The organism is Bradyrhizobium diazoefficiens (assembly GCF_016612535.1).
GTDB lineage: Bacteria > Pseudomonadota > Alphaproteobacteria > Rhizobiales > Xanthobacteraceae > Bradyrhizobium > Bradyrhizobium diazoefficiens_C.
On sequence record NZ_JAENXS010000002.1, the window covers coordinates 1944089 to 1968486 of the forward strand.

Annotated in this window: 21 protein-coding genes and 1 pseudogene; 5 read left to right on the forward strand and 17 right to left on the reverse strand. The window is 64.2% G+C overall.

All coding sequences use genetic code 11. The features are described from left to right. Positions 1-8: 8 nt before the first annotated feature. The 10 genes from ccoS to JJE66_RS26050 all read right to left on the reverse strand — a co-directional run bounded on the left by ccoS (position 9) and on the right by JJE66_RS26050 (position 9411). Positions 9-176: a cbb3-type cytochrome oxidase assembly protein CcoS gene (gene ccoS, locus JJE66_RS26005; RefSeq protein ID WP_007607689.1), complete on the reverse strand. Its 168-nt coding sequence runs from the start codon at positions 174-176 to the stop codon at positions 9-11. Then, a complete protein-coding gene (locus JJE66_RS26010; RefSeq protein ID WP_200517309.1) occupies positions 176-2365 on the reverse strand; it encodes a cation-translocating P-type ATPase in 2190 nt (729 codons plus the stop codon). Before JJE66_RS26010 ends, ccoS begins: the two co-directional genes overlap by 1 nt. Positions 2366-2375: 10 nt before the next feature. Continuing rightward, on the reverse strand, positions 2376-2861 hold the full coding sequence (locus JJE66_RS26015; protein ID WP_200517310.1) for a FixH family protein: 486 nt from the start codon (positions 2859-2861) through the stop codon (positions 2376-2378). Between the two features lie 15 nt (positions 2862-2876). Continuing rightward, complete coding sequence (gene ccoG, locus JJE66_RS26020) at positions 2877-4343, reverse strand: cytochrome c oxidase accessory protein CcoG (RefSeq protein WP_200517311.1); 1467 nt, start codon at positions 4341-4343, stop codon at positions 2877-2879. 111 nt (positions 4344-4454) lie between these two features. After that, positions 4455-5327, reverse strand: a complete 873-nt coding sequence (gene ccoP, locus JJE66_RS26025; RefSeq protein ID WP_200517312.1) for a cytochrome-c oxidase, cbb3-type subunit III — start codon at positions 5325-5327, stop codon at positions 4455-4457. A 6-nt stretch (positions 5328-5333) separates the two neighbouring features. Further along, entirely contained in the window at positions 5334-5498 is a 165-nt protein-coding gene (locus tag JJE66_RS26030) for a cbb3-type cytochrome c oxidase subunit 3 (RefSeq protein WP_200517313.1), read from the reverse strand. 13 nt (positions 5499-5511) lie between these two features. Continuing rightward, positions 5512-6246, reverse strand: coding sequence for a cytochrome-c oxidase, cbb3-type subunit II (ccoO, locus tag JJE66_RS26035; protein WP_200517314.1), 735 nt, complete (start codon positions 6244-6246; stop codon positions 5512-5514). A gap of 10 nt (positions 6247-6256) precedes the next feature. Continuing rightward, entirely contained in the window at positions 6257-7906 is a 1650-nt protein-coding gene (gene ccoN, locus JJE66_RS26040) for a cytochrome-c oxidase, cbb3-type subunit I (protein WP_200517315.1), read from the reverse strand. A gap of 212 nt (positions 7907-8118) precedes the next feature. After that, positions 8119-8544 carry an HPP family protein gene (locus JJE66_RS26045; RefSeq protein WP_200517316.1) on the reverse strand — a complete coding sequence of 142 codons (426 nt, stop codon included), beginning with the start codon at positions 8542-8544 and terminating at the stop codon, positions 8119-8121. Between the two features lie 33 nt (positions 8545-8577). Next, complete coding sequence (locus JJE66_RS26050) at positions 8578-9411, reverse strand: universal stress protein (RefSeq protein ID WP_200517317.1); 834 nt, start codon at positions 9409-9411, stop codon at positions 8578-8580. A 200-nt stretch (positions 9412-9611) separates the two neighbouring features. Between JJE66_RS26050 and fixL the strand changes: the two genes are divergently transcribed. The 4 genes from fixL to JJE66_RS26070 all read left to right on the forward strand — a co-directional run bounded on the left by fixL (position 9612) and on the right by JJE66_RS26070 (position 13018). Next, positions 9612-11129, forward strand: coding sequence for a sensor protein FixL (gene fixL, locus JJE66_RS26055; RefSeq protein WP_200517318.1), 1518 nt, complete (start codon positions 9612-9614; stop codon positions 11127-11129). A gap of 3 nt (positions 11130-11132) precedes the next feature. After that, complete coding sequence (gene fixJ, locus JJE66_RS26060; RefSeq protein ID WP_200517319.1) at positions 11133-11750, forward strand: response regulator FixJ; 618 nt, start codon at positions 11133-11135, stop codon at positions 11748-11750. A gap of 44 nt (positions 11751-11794) precedes the next feature. Then, complete coding sequence (locus JJE66_RS26065; protein ID WP_200517320.1) at positions 11795-12235, forward strand: response regulator; 441 nt, start codon at positions 11795-11797, stop codon at positions 12233-12235. 84 nt (positions 12236-12319) lie between these two features. Continuing rightward, on the forward strand, positions 12320-13018 hold the full coding sequence (locus tag JJE66_RS26070) for a helix-turn-helix domain-containing protein (protein ID WP_200517321.1): 699 nt from the start codon (positions 12320-12322) through the stop codon (positions 13016-13018). A 39-nt stretch (positions 13019-13057) separates the two neighbouring features. Here the strand turns inward: JJE66_RS26070 and JJE66_RS26075 are convergent, their stop codons facing one another. From JJE66_RS26075 to JJE66_RS26090, 4 genes are read right to left on the reverse strand one after another with little or no spacing between them, the layout of a single operon-like run. After that, positions 13058-14371 (reverse strand): MFS transporter, encoded by a 1314-nt coding sequence (locus JJE66_RS26075; protein ID WP_200517322.1) that lies wholly within the window; start codon positions 14369-14371, stop codon positions 13058-13060. A 23-nt stretch (positions 14372-14394) separates the two neighbouring features. After that, positions 14395-14916 carry a PRC-barrel domain-containing protein gene (locus JJE66_RS26080; protein WP_200517323.1) on the reverse strand — a complete coding sequence of 174 codons (522 nt, stop codon included), beginning with the start codon at positions 14914-14916 and terminating at the stop codon, positions 14395-14397. A gap of 22 nt (positions 14917-14938) precedes the next feature. Then, complete coding sequence (locus JJE66_RS26085) at positions 14939-17143, reverse strand: amylo-alpha-1,6-glucosidase (protein ID WP_200517324.1); 2205 nt, start codon at positions 17141-17143, stop codon at positions 14939-14941. A 58-nt stretch (positions 17144-17201) separates the two neighbouring features. Beyond that, entirely contained in the window at positions 17202-18965 is a 1764-nt protein-coding gene (locus JJE66_RS26090; protein WP_200517325.1) for an ABC transporter ATP-binding protein, read from the reverse strand. A gap of 276 nt (positions 18966-19241) precedes the next feature. Here JJE66_RS26090 and JJE66_RS26095 point away from each other — a divergent pair, with 276 nt between their 5' ends. Further along, on the forward strand, positions 19242-20312 hold the full coding sequence (locus JJE66_RS26095; protein WP_200517326.1) for a glycosyltransferase family 4 protein: 1071 nt from the start codon (positions 19242-19244) through the stop codon (positions 20310-20312). A gap of 48 nt (positions 20313-20360) precedes the next feature. Here JJE66_RS26095 and JJE66_RS26100 read toward each other — a convergent pair whose 3' ends face one another. From JJE66_RS26100 to JJE66_RS38700, 3 genes and pseudogenes are all read right to left on the reverse strand, one after another. Beyond that, positions 20361-22292, reverse strand: coding sequence for an alkyl/aryl-sulfatase (locus JJE66_RS26100; RefSeq protein WP_200517327.1), 1932 nt, complete (start codon positions 22290-22292; stop codon positions 20361-20363). Between the two features lie 175 nt (positions 22293-22467). Continuing rightward, positions 22468-23751: a TRAP transporter large permease subunit gene (locus JJE66_RS38695; RefSeq protein ID WP_311980009.1), complete on the reverse strand. Its 1284-nt coding sequence runs from the start codon at positions 23749-23751 to the stop codon at positions 22468-22470. A 243-nt stretch (positions 23752-23994) separates the two neighbouring features. Next, positions 23995-24339, reverse strand: a pseudogene (locus JJE66_RS38700) (TRAP transporter small permease); the annotation flags it as partial. Positions 24340-24398 lie beyond the last annotated feature (59 nt).

Genomic DNA, 24398 nt, shown 5'->3' on the forward strand with positions numbered 1-24398 from the left:
GTGGAGCATTAACGCTTCGCCGGCGCCTCCTGCGGCGGCTCGTCGTCTGCGATCGCCCGCCAGGCGGCACCGTCGAGATCGTCGTACTGGCCGCTGCGGAGTGACCAGAGAAAGGCGACGAGACCCGCAAGTCCGAGCATCAGCGCAAGCGGGACCAGGATGACCAGGATCTCCATTACGCGATCTCCCGTGAGCGGCTGCGTGCCCGCAGCGAATTCAGCATGACCAGGATGGACGACCCGCTCATCGCGGCCGCGGCGATCAGGGGCGTCACGACGCCGCTGATCGCAACCGGCACCGCCAGGACGTTGTAGCCGATCGCAAGCCAGAGGTTCTGACGCATCAGATGCAGCGCCTTTCGCGCGGCGTCGATAGCGGCCACGACCGGCCCCAGCGGCCGGCCAAGGAAGACGAAATCGGCGGTGGCCTGGCTGAGATGCGCGGCCGAAATCGGCGACATCGAGACATGGGCCGCCGCCAGCGACGGCGCGTCGTTCATGCCGTCGCCGACCATCAGCACTTTTACGCCGCGCTGCTTCAACTCCTCGATCCGCGCGATCTTGTCGGCCGGCGTGACGCCGGCGCGCCATTCGGCGATGCCCAGCGCGCGGGCCGCCGCAATCACGGCGGACTCGCGGTCGCCGGAGAGAATCTCGATGCCGATGTCACGCGCCTTCAGCGCCGCGATCACAGCCCGCGCGTCAGGACGCAGGCCCTGGCGCACCGAGAAGATGAATTTTTCGGTCCCCTTGCTGAGGGCCACGATGGAGGCTTCGGGATCGAGCGTCGCGCTGCCGATCATCGCCTCGGCGCCGCAGAAGGACGGCCGGCCGAGGCGAATCTCGACACCATCCACGGTCGCACGGACGCCCTGCCCGGCCTCCTCAACCGCACCGACAATCGGCGACTTTGCGCCCGCGGCCTGAGCGACCGCGGCGGCGACCGGATGATGGCTCGACAGCGCGAGCCGGCCCGCGAGCTCGAAAACGCCGGCGGGGATATCGGCCGCATTCGTCACCTCGAGATCGGGCAGCGTCAACGTGCCGGTCTTGTCGAAGATGACGTGGTCGGTCTCGGCGAGGCGCTCGATGGCATCACCGGAATTGAGCAGCACGCCCGCCCTGAACATCGCGCCCGAGGCGATGGTCTGCACGGTCGGAATGGCAAGCCCGAGCGCGCAGGGACAGGTGATGATCAGCACGGCCACGCCCGTGACGATCGCATCATGCCAACTCGCGCCGGCGATGACCCAGCCCAAGATGGTGATGAGCGCGGTCGCATGCACTACCGGCGCATAGAGCTGCGAGGCACGGTCGGCGAGCCGCATGTAGCGCGAGCGGGCCTGCAGCGCATGGTCGAGTAACCGCGTGATCTCGGCGAGCAGCGTCGCTTCCGACGCGGCCGAGACTCGCACCCGCAGCGTGCCGGAGATGTTCATCGAGCCCGCATAGACGGGCGTGCCATGTTCTGCGGTAACATAAAGCGTCTCGCCGGTGATCAAGCTCTGGTCGATCTCGGAACGTCCCTCAATCACCGAGCCGTCGACCGCGCAGCGCTCGCCCGGCCGCAACAGCACGATGTCGCCGGGATGGACCGTGGCGACAGGTACCTGCGAGATTTCGTCGGGGCCGACGAACTTGGCCGCGGTCTCGGCTTTGAGCGCGGCAAGGTTGCCTGCGACCGCGCGGGTCCGCCGCCGCATGTTCTGGTCGAGAAAACGACCGACCAGCAGGAACGTCAGCAGCATGATGGCCGCGTCGAAATAGACGTGCTCGGCGTGGTCGATGGTCTCGACCACGGACATGCCGAGCGCGAGGCACACGCCGATCGAGATCGGAACGTCCATATTGGTGGTCTTGTTCGACAGGGCACGCCAGGCCGAGCGGAAGAACGGCTGGCCGGCATAGGCCGCCGCCGGCAATGCGATCAGCGCCGACAGCCAGTGGAAGAAGTCGCGCTGCTCCGGCAGCATGTCGGAGACGTTGCCCGACCACACCGGGATCGACAGCATCATCACGTTCATCGTGGCAAACGCTGCGACGCCGAGGCAGCGCAGCAGGAAGCGCGATTCCGCGACCTCGGTCGCCTCCGCACTCTCGGTCTCGTACGGATAGGCCTTGTAGCCGAGCTCCTCGAGACGGTCGATGAAGCTGAGAGGATCGAGCGTGCCTTGTTTCCATTCCAGGGCGACGCGGCGGTCGGTGAGATTCACGCGCGCTAGCGTGACGTCTGGAATGGTGGACAGACCGCGCTCGATCTTGGCCATGCAGCCGGCGCAGTGAACGCCCTCGACCGCGAGATCGATATGCTGGAGACCTGCACCCGCGGCGCGGACGTAGTGAGAGAAATCGCGCGTCACCTGCATGGCGAGGCCTTCAGTTCAGGATCACGCGGTTGCGCGACAGGAATACGCGGTCGCCCTTCGCATCGCCCTCGATGACGAGATCCCACTGACCGGGTGCGACGGACGCGGCGTTGCCGCGGTAGATGCCGATGCCGGCCTCCGCGAGCTCGACGGCGAGATCGGCGCGCTTGTCGGTCGGCCGCTCCAGGCGACCGCCGAATTTCAGTCCGGTCACCGGCTGGCCCGCCGCGTCGCGCGCCTCGACCTGAAGCACAGCATTGCCGTCCGGGTATCGCTCGATATGCGCACTGACCTTCCATTTGCGCGCAGCCTGGTCGTGCGCCGCCGAGATCTCGCGGTCATAGGCGAGGCCCGCGGCATAGGGGCTGTCGACGTCGGTTCCGGGCAACGTCGAGATCGCGAGCTTCGCCATGGTGACGTTGACGCTGATCACGATTCCGAAGAAGGCGACCAGCATCAGGAAAACTTTTGTTCCGGTCAGCGGCTTGGATGCCATGGCGGTTTCCTGACGTTACGGCGAGACGAAATTGTCGGTGGCGGATGCCATCTCGCCGAGCCCGATATCGGTGACGTGGAAGCGAACGGGAATCGACTTCTCCGGATTGTTCTCCGCCGGCGCGGTCACGAGCAGGCGGAGCTCGCTGGTGGAGTCGCGCGGGATCACGATCATCGGCCGGTCCGGCGTCACGGAATCGGCACCGACGACGTGAATCGTGGCGTTGGCCGGCCCGTCCGCGTCGATCGCGATGACGCGGTCGTACCCACTCTTGTTGAGCAACCGAACGGTATAGGCATTGCGGATCGAGCCATCGCTGAGCCTGACCGCGACCGGATTGCGATCGTGCAGCACGTTGACGTCGAGCAGGCTGCGCGTCGCGAGCACGTAGAGCATGATGCCGCCGACGGCCGTGATGATCGCGCTGTAGGCGACCGTGCGGGCGCGGACGATGCGATAGACCGGCGCCTTGCCGTCCCGGCGGCGCTGGATGTTGACGTCGTTGTCATAGCCGATCAGTCGTTTCGGCCGGCCGATCTTGGTCATGACGTTGTCGCAGGCGTCGATGCAGAGCCCGCACTGGATGCATTCGAGCTGCGGCCCGTTGCGGATGTCGATGCCGGTCGGGCAGACCGCAACGCATTGATAGCAGTCGACGCAGTCGCCGACCTGTTGGCCGAGCGCGCGCAGCTCCGCGGCCTTCTTGACCGAGGTGCGTTTCTCGCCACGGTCGTAGCGGTAGGTGACGTTGAGCGCCCATTCGTCTGTGAGCGCGGCCTGGATCCGCGGCCACGGGCACATATAGGTGCAGACCTGCTCGCGCATGAAGCCGGCGAGCACATAGGTCGTCGCAGTCAGGATGCCGATCCAGATATAGGCGATCATCGGCGCCTGGAAGGTCAGCAGCTCCTTCACCAGCGTCGGGGCGTCATTGAAGTAGAGCACCCACGCGCCACCGGTCCACCAGGCGATCATCAGCCAGATCGAATGCTTCAGCGCGATCTCGGAAACGCGCTTGAAGGTCAGCGAACCGCCCGACTTGTCCCTGCGCATCCGCTCGCGGCGGTCGCCTTCGACGAAGCGTTCGACCGCATAGAACAAATCGGTCCAGACCGTCTGCGGGCAGAGATAGCCGCACCAGATGCGGCCACCGATCGAGTTCATCAGGAACAGCGCAACCGCGGCCACGATCAGCAGACCAGTGAAGTAATAGATTTCCTGCGGCCACAGCTCGATGAAGAAGAAATAGAAGCGGCTGTTGGGGAGATCGATCAGCACCGCCTGGCTGGGGGCATCGAGGCCGCGGTTCCAGCGCACGAAGGGCAGGAAATAATAGACGCCGAGGCAGAACGCCATCAGGCCCCATTTGATCCGGCGGAAGGTGCCAGAGATGCTCTGGGGATACACCTTCTTCTGGGCCACATAGAGCGGTCCGTTATCGTCGTCCGATGTGAGCTCGTTCGGGTTCACGGTCTTGTTCATCGCGCAAATTGTCTCGAAGAGGTGCGATTAAACCTAGACCCAACGCCGCCGCGTCGATTGATCCAGCTCAAGCGGGAGCAGTTTTGTTCGCCCCCGCTTGTCGATATTTGGTTATTTTCCGCCGCCCAGCGAGTGGACGTAGACCGCCATGGCCTTGATGGTGGCGGGATCGAGCCGCCCTTCCCACGCCGGCATCACGCCGGCCCGGCCGTTGCTGATGGTCTCGATCAGGGTTGCCTCGTCCGAGCCATAGAGCCAGATCTTGTCGGTCAGGTTGGGCGCGCCGAGCTCCTGATTGCCCTTGGCGTCGTCGCCGTGGCAGGCGACGCAGTTCTCGGCAAAGATCTTCTTGCCCTTCGCCACGTCATAGCCCGGCCGGGTCGGCAGTCCCGACAGCGAGCGGACGTAGTTGGCGACCGTGACGATCTCGTCCGGCTTCAGCACGCCGTCCTTGCCGAAGGCGAGCATCTGGCCCGGATGGGTGTCCGCATGCGTCGAGCGCGCACCGAACCGGATGGTCTGCATGATCTGGTCGAGCGTGCCGCCCCACAGCCAGTCGTCGTCGTTCAGGTTCGGGAAGCCCTTGGCGCCGGCGCCGCCGGAGCCGTGGCACGGCGCGCAATTGTCGCCAAACACGGTCTTGCCCTTGGCTCGCGCCAGCGCCAGCAAGGCCGGATCCTTCTCGATGTCGGCGAGCGAGGCCGCCGCCAACGTCGCCATCTTCTCGCCGCGGACCGCCTCGAGATTGGCGAGCTCCACCGCGAGGCTGGCGCGCGTCGAGTAGCCAAGCAGGCCGGTGGTATTGCTCGAGATCAGCGGCCAGGCCGGATAGACGATCCAGTAGCCGATCGCCCAGACGATGGTGAGATAGAAGCAGATCACCCACCAGCGCGGCAGCGGCGTGTTGAGCTCCTTGATGCCGTCCCATTCATGTCCGGTCGTGGCCCTGCCGGTGACGGAATCGATTTCACTATGGTCGGTCATGATCTCTTACTCCTCCCGCAACGGCAGGCTGGCCGCTTCGTCGAACTCGGCCTTGTTGCGGGGCCAGAATGCGTAGGTGATGATCGCGAGAAAGATCGCGACGAAGACCGGCGTCCAGATCGTGGTCACGAGACTGGATGCGAGGTTGTCGAGTGTCAGGATGGCTTTCATCGGTGATGCCTTCTCAGCGAAGATTGGCTTTCTCGTTGTAGAGCTTGAAGTCCACCAGCGTGCCGAGCATCTGCAGGTACGCGATCAGCGCGTCCATCTCGGTCGGCGTTCCGGTCTTGCCGTCGAAATTGCGCACCACGGCCTTGGCGTAGCGCTTGGCAAAGGCGTCGGTGCCGGTGTTGTCCGGATCGGCCTGGGCCTTCATGTCGGCGGCCGCGTTGGCGATCTGGTCGTCGGTATAGGGCACGCCGACGGTCCGCAGCGTACGCATGTGGTCGGCGATCGTCTCCGGATCGACCTCGGTCTGCGCCAGGAAGGGATAGCCCGGCATCACCGATTGCGGCACGATCGCGCGCGGATTGGTCAGATGGGTGACGTGCCAGTCGTCGGAATATTTGGCGCCGACGCGGGCAAGATCGGGACCGGTGCGCTTCGAGCCCCACTGGAACGGGTGGTCGAACATGCTCTCGGCGGCGAGCGAGAAGTGGCCGTAGCGCTCGACCTCGTCGCGCAGCGGCCGGATCATCTGCGAATGGCAGAGATAGCAGCCTTCGCGGACGTAGATGTTGCGCCCCGCCAGCTCCAGCGGCGTGTAGGGCCTGACGCCGTCGACCACCTCGATCGTGCTCTTGAGGTAGAACAGCGGCGTGATCTCGACGAGACCGCCGATCGCGATCACCAGCAAGATGCCGACGACCAGGATGATCGAGTTCTTTTCGAAGATTTGGTGGCGTGTCCAGAACGACATGGGAAGCTCCTCATTCCGCCGGCTGAAGAGCGACGGGCATCTGGACTTCCTGCTCGCCGACGCGAACGGTCATCCAGAGGTTAAAGGCCATGATCAGCGCGCCGATCAGGAACAGCGCACCGCCGGCGGCGCGGATGACGTAGAACGGATGCATCGCCTCGACGGTCTCGATGAACGAATATTCGAGGAAGCCGAGCGAGGTGTAGGCGCGCCACATCAGGCCCTGGAGGATGCCGGACACCCACATCGCCGAGATGTAGAGAACGATGCCAAGCGTCGCGATCCAGAAGTGCCAGTTGACGAGCTTCAGGCTGTAGAGGCCCTTGCGATTCCATATCCACGGCACCAGGCAGTACAGCGCGCCGAAGGAGACGAAGCCGACCCAGCCGAGCGCGCCGGAATGCACGTGGCCGATGGTCCAGTCGGTGTAGTGGCTGAGCGAGTTGACCACCTTGATCGACATCATCGGCCCTTCGAAGGTCGACATGCCGTAGAAGGCAACCGAGACGACGAGCATGCGCAGCACGGGATCGGTGCGCAGCTTGTCCCAGGCGCCCGATAGCGTCATCAGGCCGTTGATCATGCCGCCCCAGGAGGGCATCCACAGCATGATCGAGAAGGTCATGCCGAGCGTCTGCGTCCAGTCGGGCAATGCCGTGTAGTGCAGATGATGCGGGCCGGCCCAGATATAGAGGAAGATCAGTGCCCAGAAGTGGATGATCGAGAGCCGATAGGAATAGATCGGCCGCTCGGCGCGCTTGGGGATGAAGTAGTACATGATGGCGAGGAAGCCGGCGGTGAGGAAGAAGCCGACCGCGTTGTGGCCGTACCACCATTGGAACATGGCATCCTGGATGCCGCCCCAGGCGATGTAGGACTTCGAGCCGAACACCGAGACCGGCAGCGCCGGGTTGTTGCCGAGGTGCAGAACCGCGATCGTCACGATGAAGGCGAGGTAGAACCAGTTCGCGACGAAGATGTGCGGTTCCTTGCGCTTGATGATGGTGCCAAGGAAGACGAGCAGATAAGTAACCCAGACGATCGTCAGCCAGAGATCGGCGTACCATTCGGGCTCGGCATATTCCTTGGACTGGGTGACGCCCAGCAAATAGCCCGTGCCGGCGACGAGAATGAAGAAGTTGTAGCCGACGACCACGAACCAGGGCGCGAGATCGCCGGCCAGGCGCACGCGGCACGACTTCTGCACCACGTAGAAGGACGTTGCGATCAGCACGTTGCCGCCGAAGGCAAAAATCACCGCAGAGGTGTGCAGCGGGCGCAGGCGGCCGAAGCTGGTCCAGGGCAGATCGAGGTTCAGCGCGGGCCACGCCAGCTGCGAGGCGATGATGAGGCCGACGAGGAAGCCCGCAATGCCCCAGAACATCGCCATGACGGAGGAGAACTTGATCGGGCCCATGTTGTAGTTGGGACGACCGTTGATCTCCGCGGGTGGCAGCGCCGCCGGGCGGTCGTAGTAGCGGTTGATGATGCAGAACACCGCCGCCAAGCTCGCCGCCGCGCCAAGCGCGGCGTGGAAGGCGAAGGGCGCATCGAGCGCCTTGGCCGAAGCGATCACGCAGAGGAAGGCGGTGACCGCGAACACGACAGCCAAGCCGCTTTCACCTGATGTCATGGATTTGGAGATGGAGGGCTGGTGCATCGCGGATTCTCTCTGAAAGAACACGAGCCCAGAAACCACATTCACCCTCGCGGGGAATTGATTGAAATCAAGACATGTGGATTTCTGTTAATGTTGAGGCGGCCGCGGATCAGGGAGCAACGTCAATTGCTTGCCCCGCCGTTGCGCGCACGGCGAAGCGCTGCTTCCGTGGAATCACGGAGCTTGAAATCGCGGGATTCGCAGGCAACGCGTCAGTCGCGAGCCGTCGCCTTGAGCGCCGCGATGACGTCCTCGCGCGCGATGATTCCGACCAGCTTTTGCGCGCTGTCGAGCACGATGACGCTGCGAATGCGGTGCTCGACCATGATCTGGAGCACGCGCGTCAGCCGCGTGTCGGGGCTGACATAGATGAACTCCGGCGTCATGACGTCGCCGACCTTGCGGCTCATCAGGTCGTGATAGCGCGGCAGCATCTGGCTCGGCGTGAAGGCAAAACACTTCAGGATGTCGAATTTGGTGACGATGCCGACGACCTGGCCGTCGTCCTCGACCGGATAGGAGTTGAAATCGTCCTGTTCGAACATCTCGCTGAGCGCGAGTAGATTGTGGTCACGCTGCACCGTCCTGACGTTGTGCGTCATGTAGCCGTCGACGGTCTGCTCAAGGAATTTGTACACGGCGCGTCCTCATCGATGGTTCTCTCGCGGCAGTCAGTGCGACAACAGCACGCAGCGGGCGGATTGCGTCAGCAGATACTCCGTCACGCCGCCGAGGATCAGCTCGCGGAAGCGGGAATGACCATAGGCGCCGGCGACGATCAGGCCGGCGCCGACATCGACAGCGACCCTCTCCAATTGCGCGGCGGCGGTTTCATTGCCCGCGGCTTCCGGAACACGCGCCGTTGCGGTGACACCGTGGCGGGCGAGCCAGGCGGCAACGTCGCTCACATGGGCCATCACGGCCGTACGGTCGTCGCTGGCTTCCGGAATTTCGACGATGGCGACGTCCTTCGCCTTGCGCAGCATCGGCAGCGCGTCAATCACCGCCCTTCGCGCCTCGGGTGTGTCCTTCCAGGCCACGAGCGCGCTGCGCAGATCGAGCCAATTGGTTCGATCAGGCACGACCAGAAGCGGCCGGCCGGCCTGCATCACCAGATCCTTGGGGCTTGCGAGCGAGAAGGCATCGGAAATGGCCGGGCTCCGGCCGCCGCTGACGATGATGTCGGCACACCTCGCCTGCGCCAGGACGAATCGCGCGGGAAAATCCATGGCGCAGCGCCACTCCGCGCATGCGCCCCGCGTCTTCGTCGCGGCGTGGAATTCCGCCTCCAGATCGGCAAGGCACCGCTTGACGGAGGCCTGCTCCTGATCGATCAGGCGCTGGGCCGCAGCGCCATCGGCGAAATAAAGCGGCGGGGCAAACTGCGCCGCGGCGACCCCGACAACGGTCGCCTCGAACCGTTCGGCAAGCTCGCCTGCGACTTGAAGACGCGAATCGTTTGGTTGATCGAGCGCCAGGCAGACCATCACGGTCGCGTATGTCATCGGAAGCCTCCAGTGCCGTCTCTTCGGCTAAACTGTACGCCTGCCGCCATTCCGGAAGATGAGATAGATCAAGAGCAGGCCGGTTGCTTGCGACAGCCGCCCTCGGCCTGCGACGGAACTTGCCTCCGGGCCGGGCTTGGGCGACATTACGGCAGCGGTAACGGCGTCAGGGGCCACCGCATCAGAAGCAGGAGCGTCGCTTGTCGCCGACCCGCGTAACGCATCCCCAAGATGACGGTCGGGGCGAACATTTCCGCGTTCGAATCGAAGGATTCGGCGTCGGGACCTGGGATCTCGACCTCAGGACGATGGCATTGGAATGGTCCGACACGTCCAGGGCCATGCTCGGCGTCGGACCAGACCAGCCGGAGAGCTACGAGTTCTTCCTGTCTCGTATCGAGCCGAAGGATCGTGAACGGGTTGAGAGTGCGATCCGGCGCGTCTCCGAGCGCGGCGGCGGCTTCGACGTGTCCTTCAGAATCTCCGGAGCGGTGGGCGGGGAAAAATGGATCAGAGCCCGCGCCGGCCTGATCCGCGATGACAATGGCGGCGCCCGTCATCTGAGCGGCATCTTCCTCGATATCGACCAGGAGAAGCAGGTCGAGGAGGCGCTGCGCACCCGCGAGACCCACCTCCGCTCCATTCTCCAGACCATCCCCGACGCCATGATCGTCATCGACGGTCGCGGCATCATGCAGCTCTTCAGCACGGCCGCCGAACGCCTGTTCGGCTGGTCCGAGCATGAGGCGATCGGCCAGAACGTCAGCGTCCTGATGCCGGAGCCCGACCGCTCGCGCCATGACAGCTACATCGCGCGCTACCGCACCACCAGCGATCCGCACATCATCGGCATCGGCCGCATCGTGACCGGCAAGCGCCGCGACGGGACCACCTTCCCGATGCATCTGTCGATCGGCGAGATGCAGTCGGGCGGCGAGCCCTATTTCACCGGCTTCGTCCGCGACCTCACCGAACATCAGCAGACCCAGGCGCGGCTCCAGGAATTGCAGTCGGAGCTCGTCCATGTCTCGCGGTTGAGCGCGATGGGTGAGATGGCGTCTGCGCTCGCCCATGAGCTGAACCAGCCGCTTGCCGCGATCAGCAACTACATGAAGGGATCGCGGCGGCTGCTCGCGGGCAGCGCCGATCCGAATGTAACGAAAATCGAGAGCGCGCTTGATCGCGCCGCAGAGCAGGCGGTACGCGCGGGCCAGATCATCCGTCGGCTTCGCGATTTCGTCGCGCGCGGCGAGTCCGAGAAGCGGGTCGAGAGCCTGTCCAAGCTGATCGAGGAGGCCGGCGCGCTCGGGCTTGCCGGCGCACGCGAACAAAACGTCCAGCTTCGGTTCGCTCTCGACCCGGACGCCGATCTCGTGCTGGCCGACCGGGTCCAGATCCAGCAGGTGCTGGTCAATCTGTTCCGCAATGCGCTCGAGGCGATGGCGCAGTCGCTACAGCGCGAGCTCGTCGTCACCAACACCCGCGTCGCCGACGACATGATCGAGATCGAGGTCTCCGATACCGGCTCCGGCTTTCAGGACGACGTCGTTCCGAATCTGTTTCAGACCTTTTTCACCACCAAGGAAACCGGCATGGGCGTGGGACTGTCAATCAGCCGCTCGATCATCGAGGCTCATGGCGGACGCATGTGGGCCGAGAGCAACGCATCGGGCGGGGCGACATTCCGATTCACCCTGCCTGCAGCCGACGAGAGCTGATCCATGACGACCAAGGGAACTATCTACGTTATCGACGACGACGACGCGATGCGCGATTCGCTGAATTTTCTGCTCGATTCCGCAGGCTACAGCGTAACCCTGTTCGATGATGCGCAACGCTTCCTCGATGCCCTCCCCGGCCTCGCGTTCGGTTGCGTCGTCTCCGACGTGCGCATGCCCGGCATCGATGGCATCGAGCTTCTGAAGCTGATGAAGGCGCAGCAGAGCCCGTTCCCGATCCTGATCATGACCGGGCACGGCGATGTTCCGCTCGCGGTGGAGGCCATGAAGCTCGGCGCCGTCGACTTCCTCGAGAAGCCGTTCGAGGACGACCGCCTCACGGCCATGATCGAGTCCGCGATCCGCGAGGCCGGACCCGCGGCCGCGAACGACGCCATCGCGCAGGACCTCGCCGCGCGCATCGCCTCCTTGAGCCCGCGCGAGCGTCAGGTCATGGAGGGATTGGTTGCCGGACTCTCCAACAAGCTGATCGCCCGTGACTACGACATCAGCCCGCGTACCATCGAGGTCTACCGGGCCAACGTGATGACCAAGATGCGCGCCAACAGCCTGTCAGAACTGGTACGGCTGGCGATGCGGGCCGGTATGCTCAAGGATTGAGGCAGGTCAAGGCCTCCTCCCGCGCCATCTGCTAGTCAATCGGCATGACTGAGATCAGCTCCCATTGTGAGCGGCTGCCGATGTCGTCTTCCGCACAGCCTACCGTCTATGTGGTCGACGACGACGACGCGGTGCTCGTATCCCTGCGATTCCTGCTGGAAACGGACGGCTTTGCCGTGCGAACCTTCAGGAGTGGCACGGCGCTGCTCAATGCCGGCGGTGCGCCCGCCGCGGACTGCTACGTGATCGACTACAAGATGCCCGACATCAACGGCATCGAGCTCGCCGGCCGCCTGCGCCAGTCAATCGGCGGTACGCCCGTGATCCTGATCACCGGCTATCCCGACGGGAGAATCTTCGCCCGCGCGGCGGCTGCGGGCGTCAAGGACGTTATTTTGAAGCCGCTTCTCGACGAAAACCTGGTCAAACGGATCCGCCACGCCATCCAGGACCGCCGCGGAAATGACCTACGGGATTCTACGTAAGGCAACCCCCTTAAGATATCTCGCGAAATTTTCGAAGCACCCGATACCGCGTACCAAGGCGTCGTCACAACGGAGATGGCGCAGATGCTGACCCAGACGCTCAACACCCAGGCGATCAACACCCAGATTGGTGGCAAGATTGCCCCGGCCCATCCGGTCTCCGACCAGTTCGGCGCCATCACCGGCCATGTCGGCCTGGTCGCCACGGAATTCTCCTACCGCAAGGACGAGGAGATTTACGGCGAGGAAGAGCCGGCCGAGTACGTCTACCAGGTCGTCTCCGGCGCCGTCCGCAGCTACAAGCTTCTCTCCGACGGCCGCCGCCAGATCGGCGCCTTCCATCTTTCCGGCGACGTGTTCGGCCTCGAATCCGGCGCCGCCCATCGTCTCGCAGCCGAAGCCATCATCGACACCAATGTGCGCCTGGTGAAGCGGGCGAGCCTCGAGAAGGCCGCCGGGACCGACGTGCTGGTCGCCCGCAAGCTCTGGGCCATGACGGCCGGCGAGCTGCGACACGCCGAAGACCACATGCTGCTCTTGGGCCGCAAGACCGCGATGGAGCGGGTCGCGACCTTCCTGCTCGAAATGGATCGCCGCCTTGCCGTTGCCGGCATGATGGCGCTGCCGATGTGCCGCCGCGACATCGGCGACTATCTCGGCCTCACCCTCGAAACCGTGTCGCGCGCGCTGTCGCAACTTCACGCCCAGGGCATTCTGGGCTTCTCCGGCGCTCGCCAGATCGTGCTGCGCAACCGGGCCCGCCTGCACAATCTCGACGCCTGATTATCATCCTCCCTGCCACTTATGGCCGGCTGATTTCGTTCAGCCGGCCATTTCCTTTGTCGCGGTCAGGCCCGTGCGCCGGGTCTCCGGCATCACGAAAAGGATCAGCAACAGCCCGGTCGCCGCGATGCTCGCCAGCCCGAAGAAGGCGGTGGCATTGCCGAACTTGTCGCTGACATAGCCGCCGAGCGCGGTGCTCAAGGAAGCGCCGATGCCGGTCGCGGTGCCGACGATGCCCTGCGCCAGGTTGAAGTGCCCGCTGCCGAAGGCGACGTCGGCCACGATCAGCGGAATCATCACGGCGAACACCGCCGCCGTGAAGCCGTCGAACACTTGCACCGCTACAAGCAAATACGGATCGCGCACGGTCGCGAACAGCAGGCCACGGATCGTCAGCGCGCCGAATCCGATCAGCAGCAACGGGCGCCGGCCCCACAATTGCGCCTTGCGCCCGACGGTCGGCGACAGCAGTGCCACGATCGCCTGCGGCACGACGATACAAAAAGCCACAAGCACCGTCGCCCACTGGCTCGACCGCGCCGTCACTGCACTCGCCATCAGCGGCATCATCGAGGCGTTCGCCAGCTGCAGCAGCAGCACGCTGAACGCAAAGACGATGAGCGGCCGCTGCCGGACCAGATGCCAGAGATTGGTATCGCCCGGAACCGGCGCCTCGCGCGGCATCTCGCCGTGACAACGCGCGATGTCGACTTCTTCCTCGCGGATGCGCGACAGCGCAATCAGGGTCGGAATCGCGAGCAGGAAGCTGACCAGGAACACCGAGCGGCTGGACAGGAGATAGCCGGCGGTGCCCATCACGGCGGCCGCAACGCCATTGCCGAGCGAGGCAAAGCGCGCGTTGCGGCCGAGCCGTTCGCCGATTGCAAGCGGACCCACGAGGCCGAGGCTGATCGCTGCGATCGCCGGCCCGAGCACACAGCTTGCGGCCGCATGCAGCGTGGCCGCAGCCACCACGACGGGGAAGATCGGCATCGCCGCATAGGCGAGCGCGCAACAGCCGATGGTCGCGATCGCAAGGCCGGCAACCAATCGCTCGGATTTCGCGGCATCGATGATTGCGCCGCCCGGCATCTGCCCGATCAGGGCAACGATGCCGCCGATCGACAGCACCAGGCCGATCTCGACCTGGGTCCATTTCTGCGTCGTCAGGTAAACCGCGATGAAGGGACCGAATCCGGTCTGCACGTCGGCAAGAAAGAAGATGAACCAGTCGAGGCCGCGCAGGCTCTGGCGCGACGGCGCTGGAATGCTGGCAGGAAACCGCGCGGCGAAATTGTCCTGCTCAACGCGCCGGTCACGATCTGCATGGTTCGGCTTGCTCGACATCAGCACAGGTAGCCATCCCTCCCCGCGCCTCACTGAACCGCTTGCAGCGGTTGCAGGCTGCCGGAGGCGCCGAGCACGACCATCGGCGTATCTTCCTTGTATTCCGGCGCGGCCGCGACCTGCGCTTTGGTCAATTCCAGCGTGATGCTGTCCTTCTTGTTGGTGATCTTGCCGAAACGAAGCGCGTTCCAGTCGACCACGATCTTGCGGCTGCCGACCCCGAGGAAGCCGCCGAAATCGATCACGGCCGCACGCACATGGCCGGTCAGATCGACGATGACGTCGACGATATGGCCCATGTCCTCGTCCGCCGCACTGCGCACGTCGCGTCCGAGCACGCCATGGGCATCACTCGCGCCGATGATGGTTACCGACGGCGGCGGCGCCGCGCCTTTCGGCGTGACCGGCACCACCGAGGCCGGCGGCTGCGCATTCGGCGGGGCGTTCGCTTCGCTTGCGGCCGCCGGCTGCTCCTCCGCGGCGTGCGATACGGCAACCGTCACTCCCGCGACGATCGCCACGCTCAGGACCAACCATCCGGCGATACGCATGCACCCTCCTTGCCGCACGCCGCTAGCGCGCGAGCACGATCGACACCTGGATCTGACCGCGCGTGCGGAGCACCTCCAGCGCCACGTCATCGCCGTGGCTGCTCACGCGCAGATCGACGGCGGATTCGCCCAATCGCAGATCGCGCAAGATGATCTCGTTCAGGAACGCCGGCAGATGCGGATTGCGCAGCCGGATCTCACGGCGGGCGACGTCGAACTCGATGCCGAGCGCCGCCTCCAGCAGCGTGAACGGCGTGGCGCTGGCCCAGGCCTGCGGCGCGCAGGCCACCGGATAGAGCGTCGGGCCACGCCGCTTCTCGCGCCGGAAGCCGCAGAACAATTCCGGCAGCCGCCGCAGATCCATGTACGTCGCGGCATCGAAAAGGCCCTTGAAGACGTGCGCGACCGCGTGCTTGAGCCCGTAATGTGCAAGACCGAGCGCGATCAGCGCATTGTCATGCGGCCAGATCGAGCCGTCGTGATACGACATCGGGTTGTAGCGCACCTCGCCGCGGGCGACGGTGCGGATGCCCCAGCCCGAGAAGAAGTGCGGCCCCATCAGATCGGCGGCGACGAGACGCGCGCGATCCTCGCGGATCATGCCGCTGAACAGCACCTGCCCGGCATTCGAGGTGCGCACCTTGCAGGGCCGCTTCTTGCCGTCGAGCGCCACCGCATAAGTGCCGAGCTCCTCGCACCAGAACGCCTTTTCGAAACGCTCGGCCAGCGCCTTGGCCTCCGCCTCGAGCCTCTTCGCGACGTCAGGCTTGCCGAGCCGCAGCGCGCATCGCGCGGCGAGCCGCTTGGCGGCGTAGACATAGCCCTGGACCTCGGCGAGCGCGATATTGCCTTCCGCGAGCTTGCCGTCGGCATGGAAGATCGCGTCGTAAGAATCCTTCCAGCCCTGGTTGGCCAGCCCTTTCTCGGTGGCACGCTGATATTCGACGAAGCCGTCCCCATCAGGGTCGCCCGGGCCGTCGATCCAGGCCAGCCCCGCCTCGATCGCGGGCCACAGCTCGGTCAGCGTTGTCTCGTCGCCAGTGCGCTCGACATAACGTCCAGCGAGCAGGACGAACAAGGCGGTCGAATCCACACTGCCGTAATATTGCGAGAACGGCACTTCGCGCAGCGCCGCCATCTCGCCGCCACGCATCTCGTGCAGGATTTTTCCCGGCGCAGCGTCGGCGAGCGGATCGACCGCCGTGGCCTGGAAATGCGCGAGCCGACGCAGTACGCCCTTGGCGACCTGCGGATCGACCCACAGCATCTGGAGCGCGGTGATCAGTCCGTCGCGGCCGAACGTGGTCGAGTACCAGGGAATGCCGGCATAGGGATAACGCCCCTGAGGCGTCTCCGTCATCAACATATTGAGGTCGGCCATGGCTTGGCACAGCACCTCATTGAAGATGTTGTTGGAGGTCTCGATGCTGGCCGCGCCGACCGTCAACTGCCGCATCTCGCGGCGATGCGCCAGCAGGCCCCTGAAGAAGCGCGCCGGCTTCTCCGCGATCGGCCGGTTGCAGGACACCGCCACGAACAGCGATTTGGACTCATGGGGATCCAGCTCGAGCTGCCAGGTCGCGGCATTGACCGAGAGCCGCGTCGGGCGCGGATCGAAATGCAGGCCGGTGGTTCGCTCGGCCTCGTCGAGACCGCGATATTCGAACAGCACATCGGTCGGCCCGAGCAGCTTGCTGGTGCCGGTCCCACGGCGTGGGCGCCGCTCGCCACGCACCTCGAACAAATCGGCGAAATCGTTGTCGAACAGCAGCGTCAACTCGAAGCTGGCGCGCTGCTCGCCGTGGTTCTGCAGCCCGATGCGCTGATAGGCCGTGCCGCGCCACAGGAAGATCGTGCGCACGATGTGCAGCAGGTCCTTTTGCAGGACGATGCGATCCTGGCGATAGATGTCGGGATTGGTGAGGTCGACCGTCAATCCCGAGTTGTCGTCGCGCAGGTTCGAGCCAAGCAACAACGGCTGGAGATCGTCGAGCACGAGCTCCAGCCGCGCCAGATAGCGGGTGTCGCAGTTGAACAGGCCATCCGGCCCGCCGGCTGACGCACCGATGTCGCCGTGGCTGTCCAGCACAATGAACGTATCGTCGTGCTTGAGCGACCGCCGCGGTCGCGCGGCGGGGCCCGTCATCGGAATGTAGAACGCCTGCTCGGCGACGGCCTCTATCGTCTGCGATACCGAAATGATCTTGGTTGCGGCTTCGGCTGCCATGAGCTGCTCCCCTGCGGCTTGATTTTCGAACGCGACCAACGCAAACGCAACTGTTGGTTTACGCGGCGAACTTCGCGAGCCGGCTCATTTCCTGCGTCACCAGCTCACGGTACGGACCGTGGCCCTGCATCAGGCGGTCGGGCGCACCATCCTCGATGATCTTACCATTCCTCAGCACGATCACGCGATCGAAATTGCGCAGCGTTGCGAGGCGATGCGCGATTGCGATCACGGTGCGACCGCGCATCAGCCGCGTCAATGCCTCACGAATGGCCTCCTCGGATTCACTGTCGAGCGCCGCGGTCGCCTCGTCGAGCAGCAGGATCGGCGCGTCCTTGACGAAGGCGCGCGCAATCGCAATGCGCTGACGCTGGCCGCCGGACATTTTCACGCCGCGGTCGCCGACCATGGTGTCGAGTCCCTCCGGAAGACTGTCGATGAAGTCGCAGCGTGCCGCAATGGCCGCGCGCAGCACCTCGTCGTCGGTCGCGTTGGGCCGGCCGTAGCGGATGTTCTCGCGTATCGAACGATGGAACAGCGAAATGTCCTGCGGCACGACCGAAATCGCCTCGCGCAGGCTCTGCTGCGTGACCATGGAGATGTCCTGGCCGTCGACCGTGATGCTACCTTCGTCGGCATCATAGAAACGCTGAAGCAGAGTGAATAGCGTGGACTTGCCGCCGCCGGACTGACCGACCAGACCGACGCGCTGGCCGGGCTGAAGCCGCAGGCTGAAGCGCTCCAAGATCTTCTCACCGCCGGGATAGCCGAAGGTGACATTGTTGAATGCTATCGCGGCACCGCTCTTCACCAGCGGTTCGGCCTCGGGGTGATCACGCAGTTCATGCGGCACCAGCAGCGTCGCTATCGCCTCGGTCAATCGTGCGACATGTTGGGTGACGTCGACCAGAGCCACAGCCAAGTCGCGGGTCGCACTCAGGATGGAGATTCCGAGGGTACAGACCAGGACAACATCGCCGGTCGTCGCCTCGCCCTGCTGCCAGAGCGTGACCGCCCAGGCCATCAGGGCGACCGTCAGAATCACGGTCACGGCGGCATGCAAAAGCCGCAACTTCTCCAGGTAACGAAGACTGCGGCTTCGCGCGGTGAGTTCCCGGTTGACGGTGGCGTCGAACCGCTCGTGCTCATGGCCGATGCCGCAGAAGGCGCGGACCAGCGGCATGTTGCTGATGACGTCGATCATCTCGCCATCGACCACGGCGGCCTTGTCGGCAAAATCGTCATGCAGCGGCTTGCCGGCCGCGGCGAGGTGGAACATCGCGATCACCATGCCGCCGGCGATCACGATCAGGCCGAGCGCCATATAAGGGCTGACGGTTCCAATCAGCGCGATCGCCGCAACCGTGGCGATGCACGGCGGCAACACGTTCCAGACGAACATGTTCTCGACCGTAAATACGGCGTTGGATGTGGCGGTAATGCGGCTGGTCAACATGCCCGGCATTCTGTCCGAGAAGTAACTCGGCGCGTGTCCTGTGAGATGACGAAATATGTCACGGCGTAAATCACCCGTGACACGGACGAAGGTGAAACTCGCGGTCCAGCTCGCGATCCGCCACAGAAAGTTGTCGGCAGCGATCAGCGACATGAGCAGAATGAATGCCAGCCATACGCTGCCACCATGCGAGGTTCCCGCCGACAAACTGTCGACAAGCGATTTGACGCCGTATTGCGTGCCCACTGAGCAGGCAACGGCGGCAATGACGGCGCACAGGATCACCAGATGCGACGCCAATCGACGCCGCAGATAGCGCAAGACAAAGGCAAATGGCCTGCGCGCGTACCCAGAAAGATGATCCATGTGACACTCGACCCCGTCGTGATGATTCCAATTGTTCTTGCTTGCCGATTGAACATCGACCGCTTCGCTCGGTTCCCGGGCAACACCATCACGACATGCGGATGCGGACGATCTGAGAAGAGGTGATGGCGGTATCGAGACGCGCGCGTGATGTGTCGAACAAGTAACGTTCGTTGAGAGGAACTTCGCAACTGCGGGAACGTTCCCTTGACTGGCATGCCGGTGCCGATACACGGCGGGGTTCAACGTTCACATGATCGCAGAGGAGAAGGTGAGATGCGCATCGCGCAGGTAGCTCCGTTGACGGAGGCTGTTCCACCCAAGCTGTATGGCGGCACCGAGCGGGTGGTGCACTGGTTGACGGAAGAGTTGGTTGCCCTTGGTCACGACGTCACGCTGTTCGCCAGCGGCGATTCGCAGACGTCGGCGAAGCTGGACGCGTTATGGCCGCGGGCGCTTCGCCTCGACGGTTCCGTGCGCGATCCCAACGCGCTGCACATGGTGTTGCTCGAGCGCGTGCGGCGGAAATCTGACGACGAGGAGTTCGACTTCCTCCACTTCCATCTCGATTATTATCCGTGGTCGCTGTTCTACCGGCAGCCGACGCCATTCCTGACCACGCTGCACGGCCGGCTCGATCTGCCGGAGCATCAGCCGGTGTTCAGCACCTTTTCCAAGATGCCGGTGATCTCGATCTCGAACGCGCAGCGGCGGCCGGTGCCGCAGGCGAATTGGGTGAAGACGATTCACCATGGCCTGCCGGAAAACCTGCTGACGCCGAAGCCGGTTCGCCAGGAATATCTTGCCGTGCTCGGCCGCATCGCACCGGAGAAAGGCGTCGACCGCGCCATCAAGATCGCGATGCATTGCGGGATTCCGCTGAAGATCGCGGCCAAGGTCGATCGTGCCGATCAGGATTATTACGACGAGCTGATCAAGCCGATGATCCAGAACAATCCGCTGGTCGATTTCATCGGCGAGATCAGCGATCACGAAAAATCTGACTTCCTCAGCGGCGCGCTCGGTCTCTTGCTGCCGATTGACTGGCCGGAGCCGTTCGGCCTGGTGATGATCGAAGCGATGGCCTGCGGCACGCCGGTCGTCGCCTTCAACCGCGGCTCGGTGCCGGAGATCATCGACGAGGGCCTCACCGGCTTTGTGGTCGAGGACGTCCTCAGCGCCGCCGGCGTCGTCAACCGCCTTGCGCAACTCGACCGCACAGCCATCCGCAAGCAGTTCGAAGCGCGTTTTACCGCGCGGCGGATGGCACTGGACTATCTCGCCGCCTATCGCAGCCTGACCGAGGCCACCGAGCCACGGATCAAGCTGGTGAGCAGCGCGGAGTAGCAGCCGCACTCTCGTGTCCCGGACGCGTGCGTCCGGGACACGAGAAACCTACCTCACCACCGCCCGCTTCGGCTCCACGATCTCGAACATCCGCGGGAATTCGTCCATCAGGCCCATCAGCTCGGCGAGCCGCATCGGGTTGCCGGATAGCTCGACCTTTCCGCTGGCAACCGCCTCCGGAAAACTCGTCAGTTTCGCGATGACATCGTCAAACGTCGCGCGCGCGAGCGTGAAGCTGGCATCGGCATTTTCGGCCTGGACGCCTTCGGTATAGGTCAGCGCGGAGTTTTCCAGGTTCAGCACGAACGTCTCGCCGGTATCCGAAAAACTCCAGTTCAGCACGATGTGCTTGCCCTCGGCCTTCGGGCCGTTGAGCCGGATGCCGAGCACGTCCCAGAGTTGCTCGGTGCGCAAAGCCGCCAGCGTCTCGCGCGGCATCGGCGAGCGTGGCGGGGTCTTCGGCATGCCCTGGCGCAATTCCTGCGCGCCGAACAAATAGGCGTTGCGCCAGGTCGAGCTCTCCGCGGCATAGCCGAGCTGCTCCAGCGTGTCGGCCAGCAGCGCACGCGCGGCCTGATGGTCCGGCTCGGCGAAGACGAGATGGCCGAGCGCCTGCGCGACGAAGCGGAACTCGCCCTTGTCAAAATCGGCACGCGCGCGCGCCAGAATCGCGTCGGCACCGCCCATGTACTCCACATACTTCTTGCCGGACTCCACAGGCGGCAGCGGATCGAGGTTGACCGGATTGGCGTCGTACCAGCCGAGATATTTTTGGTAGATCGCTTTCACGTTGTGCCTGATGTGGCCGTAATAGCCGCGGCCGTGCCAGGCGCCCTCCAGGCTCTTCGGCAGCTGGATCGTCTCGGCGATCTCGGCCGCGTTCAGCCCGTGGTTCATCAGGCGGATGGTCTGGTCATGCGCGAATTTGTAGAGGTCACGCTGCTCGCGGATCATGGTGTCGATGCGCTCACGCCCCCACACCGGCCAGTGATGCTGGCCGCACATCGCCTCGGCCTTGCCGCCCCACAGATGCAGCGCCTCGTTGAGGTACTTCGACCACGCCAGCGCATCGCGCACATCGGCGCCGCGGAACGGCAGCAGATTGTGGAAATTGTGCGTGCAATTCTCGGCGAGGTTCAACAGCTTGTAACGCGGGATGAAGAAGTGCATCTCCGCCGGCGCTTCGCTGTTCGGCGCCATCTGGAATTCGAATTCGACGCCGTCGATGATGCGCCTGTCGCCGGTCGCCATGATCAGATCGGTCGGCCGCAGCAATGCCACCGAGCCGGCCGCCATCGACTTGCCGAGGCCGCAATCGACCTGCCCTCGTGCCCCCTTGGCGAGGAACGGGCCGAACTGATATTGTGCCCGGCGCAGCATTGCGGGACCGGCGATGATGTTCTCGGAGACGGCGTGCTCCATGAACAGGTTCGGCGCGATGATGGGCACGCTGGCAGTGGCGAGCGCATCCTCCTCCAGCACGCCGCGCGCACCTCCCCAATGGTCGGTGTGGGTGTGGGTGAAGATGACGGCCGCGACCGGCCGCTGGCCGCGATGCTTGTAGTAGAGATCCAGCGCGGCACGCGCTCCCTCGATCGAGGTCAGGGTGTCGACGACGATGACGCCGCTGTCGCCTTCGATCAGCGTCATGTTGGCGATATCGAGCCCGCGCACCTGGTAGATGCCGGGCACGACCTCGAACAGGCCGTGCTGCATGTTCAGCCGCGACTGCCGCCAAAGGCTCGGATTGACCGTGGGCGGCGCCTCCTCAGTGGACAGGAAGTCGTAGGGCTTCAAGCTCCAGACCGTCCGCCCTTGCGGGTTGGTGATCTCGGCGTGCTCGATCGTGCCGAGGAAGCCGCGCGCCGCATCGTCGAAATCCCGCGTGTCGGAAAGCGGCAACGCGTTCAGCATCGCCGTTTGCTGTGCAATGACGGACGGCGTTGCATCCTTCGGCTCGCTGCTGGATGTGCCTGTCATCTCTGTATCCTCCCGGCTTGTTGTGATCATCTAACCGCATCTCGCGGTCGATTGCCACCGTCGGTGGAGGAGCAATGCGTAGCCCGGATGGAGCGAAGCGCAATCCGGATCTTCTATCGAGATGCGACAGAATCCCGGATTACGCTTCGCTCCATCCGGGCTACGACGTACGGCCTCAATGCATTCCCAGCACCCGCGGCAACCACAGCGTCAAATCGGGCCAATAGGTCACGATGACGAGAAAGCCGAGCATGGTGAGCAGCCACGGCATCACCGCCCCCGCCAGATCGGTGATGCGCATGCGGGCGATCATCGAGGCGACGTAGAGGTTCAATCCGACAGGCGGATGGCAGAGGCCGACCTCCATGTTGACGTCCATCACGATGCCGAAATGGACGAGGTCGATGCCGAGCTTCTTGGCCGCCGGCGCCAGGATCGGGGCCATGATCAGGATGATCGAGTTCGGCTCCATGAAGTTGCCGGCGAGCAGCAAGAGAACGTTGACGACCGCCAGGAAGCCGACCCAGCCGAGATTCTGCGCAGTGATCCAGTCCGCGAGTATCGCCGGCAGGTTCTCGTTGGCGAGCACGAAGGAGAACAGGACGGCGTTGGTGACGATGTAGAGCAGCATCGCGCTGGTGTTGGCAGCGCGCAGCAGCACCCGCGGAACGTCCTTCATGCCGATGGCCTTGTAGACGAAGACCGAGATGAAGAACGAGTAGACCGCCGCCATCGCGGCGGCCTCGGTCGCGGTGAACAAGCCGCTATAGATGCCGCCGATGATGATGACGACGAGCAACAGGCCCCAGATGCTCTCGCGGAAGGCGTACCAAGTCTCGCCCCAGCTCGCCTTCGGCAGCCGCGGATAATCGCGACTGCGCGCGAGCCACCAAGTGACGATGCAGAGCATGGTCGTCAGCATGATGCCGGGGAGCAGGCCTGCAACGAACAGCGCCCCGATCGAGGTATTGGTCGACACCGCATAGACGATCTTGGGGATCGACGGCAGCATCAGGATGCCGAGCGAGCCCGCGACCGTGATGATGCCGGCGCCGAAGCGCATGGGATAGCCGTGGCGGACCATCTCGGGCAGCACGATCGCGCCGATCGCGGCCACGGTCGCGACGCTCGATCCGCACACCAGCGCGAACATCGCGCAGGCGACGATGCCAGCCAAGCCGAGGCCGCCGTGCCAGTGTCCGATCAGCGAGGTCGCGAAATTGATCATGCGGCGCGCGACGCCGCCATGGGTGAGGAAATTGCCCGCCAGAATGAAGAACGGGATCGCCATGATCTCGAAGCCCTCGATACCCGTGAAGAGCTTCATCGAGACCGCTTCGATCGGCACAGTCGTCAACGTGAACAGGAAGGTCATCACGGTGAGGCCGAGCGCGATCGAGACCGGAATGCCGGTCAGCATCAGCGAGATCAGGAGCGCGAACACCGTCGCAGCCCGCATCCATTGCGGCAGTGCGAACACGCCGAACTTCTCGGCAAGACACATCGCGAAGATCAGAATCGGCGCCATGATCAGGATCACGCCGAGCGGCGAGACCTTTCGGGCGGCCGCCCTCGTCGCCGCACCGGCAGGTTGCGGATGCAGCGCCGGCGAGATGTCGGTCTCCACGCCCTCGACATGGGTCTCGTCATGATGCGGCAGCTCGCCGGTCCAGTAATAGAACCAGGAGACCTGGAGGAAGCGGAAGCACATCAGGCCGGAGCCGAGCGGGATCGCCAGATAGACGAACCACATCGGCGCTTCCAAATCGTTCGACTGCTGCCCGGTCTTGAACATCTCGGAAACAAACGAGGCGCCGAAGGTGGCGATCATGCCGGTGAACAACGCGCCGCACAGCAGCGAAAACAGGATCACCTGCTTGCGCGAATGTTCGGGCAGGCGGTTGACGAGCAGATCGACGCCGACATGGATGCCGGTGCGCACGCCGTAAGCCGCGCCGAACTTCGCCATCCAGATGAACATGTAGATGCAGAGTTCCTGCGCCCAGGACAGGTCGAGCGCAGACAGGAAGGAGAAGATATCCATCATCCCCGACGCCAGTGGTGTCAGCCCGTGCGAGGTCGCCCATCTGGCGACATCAACCGATA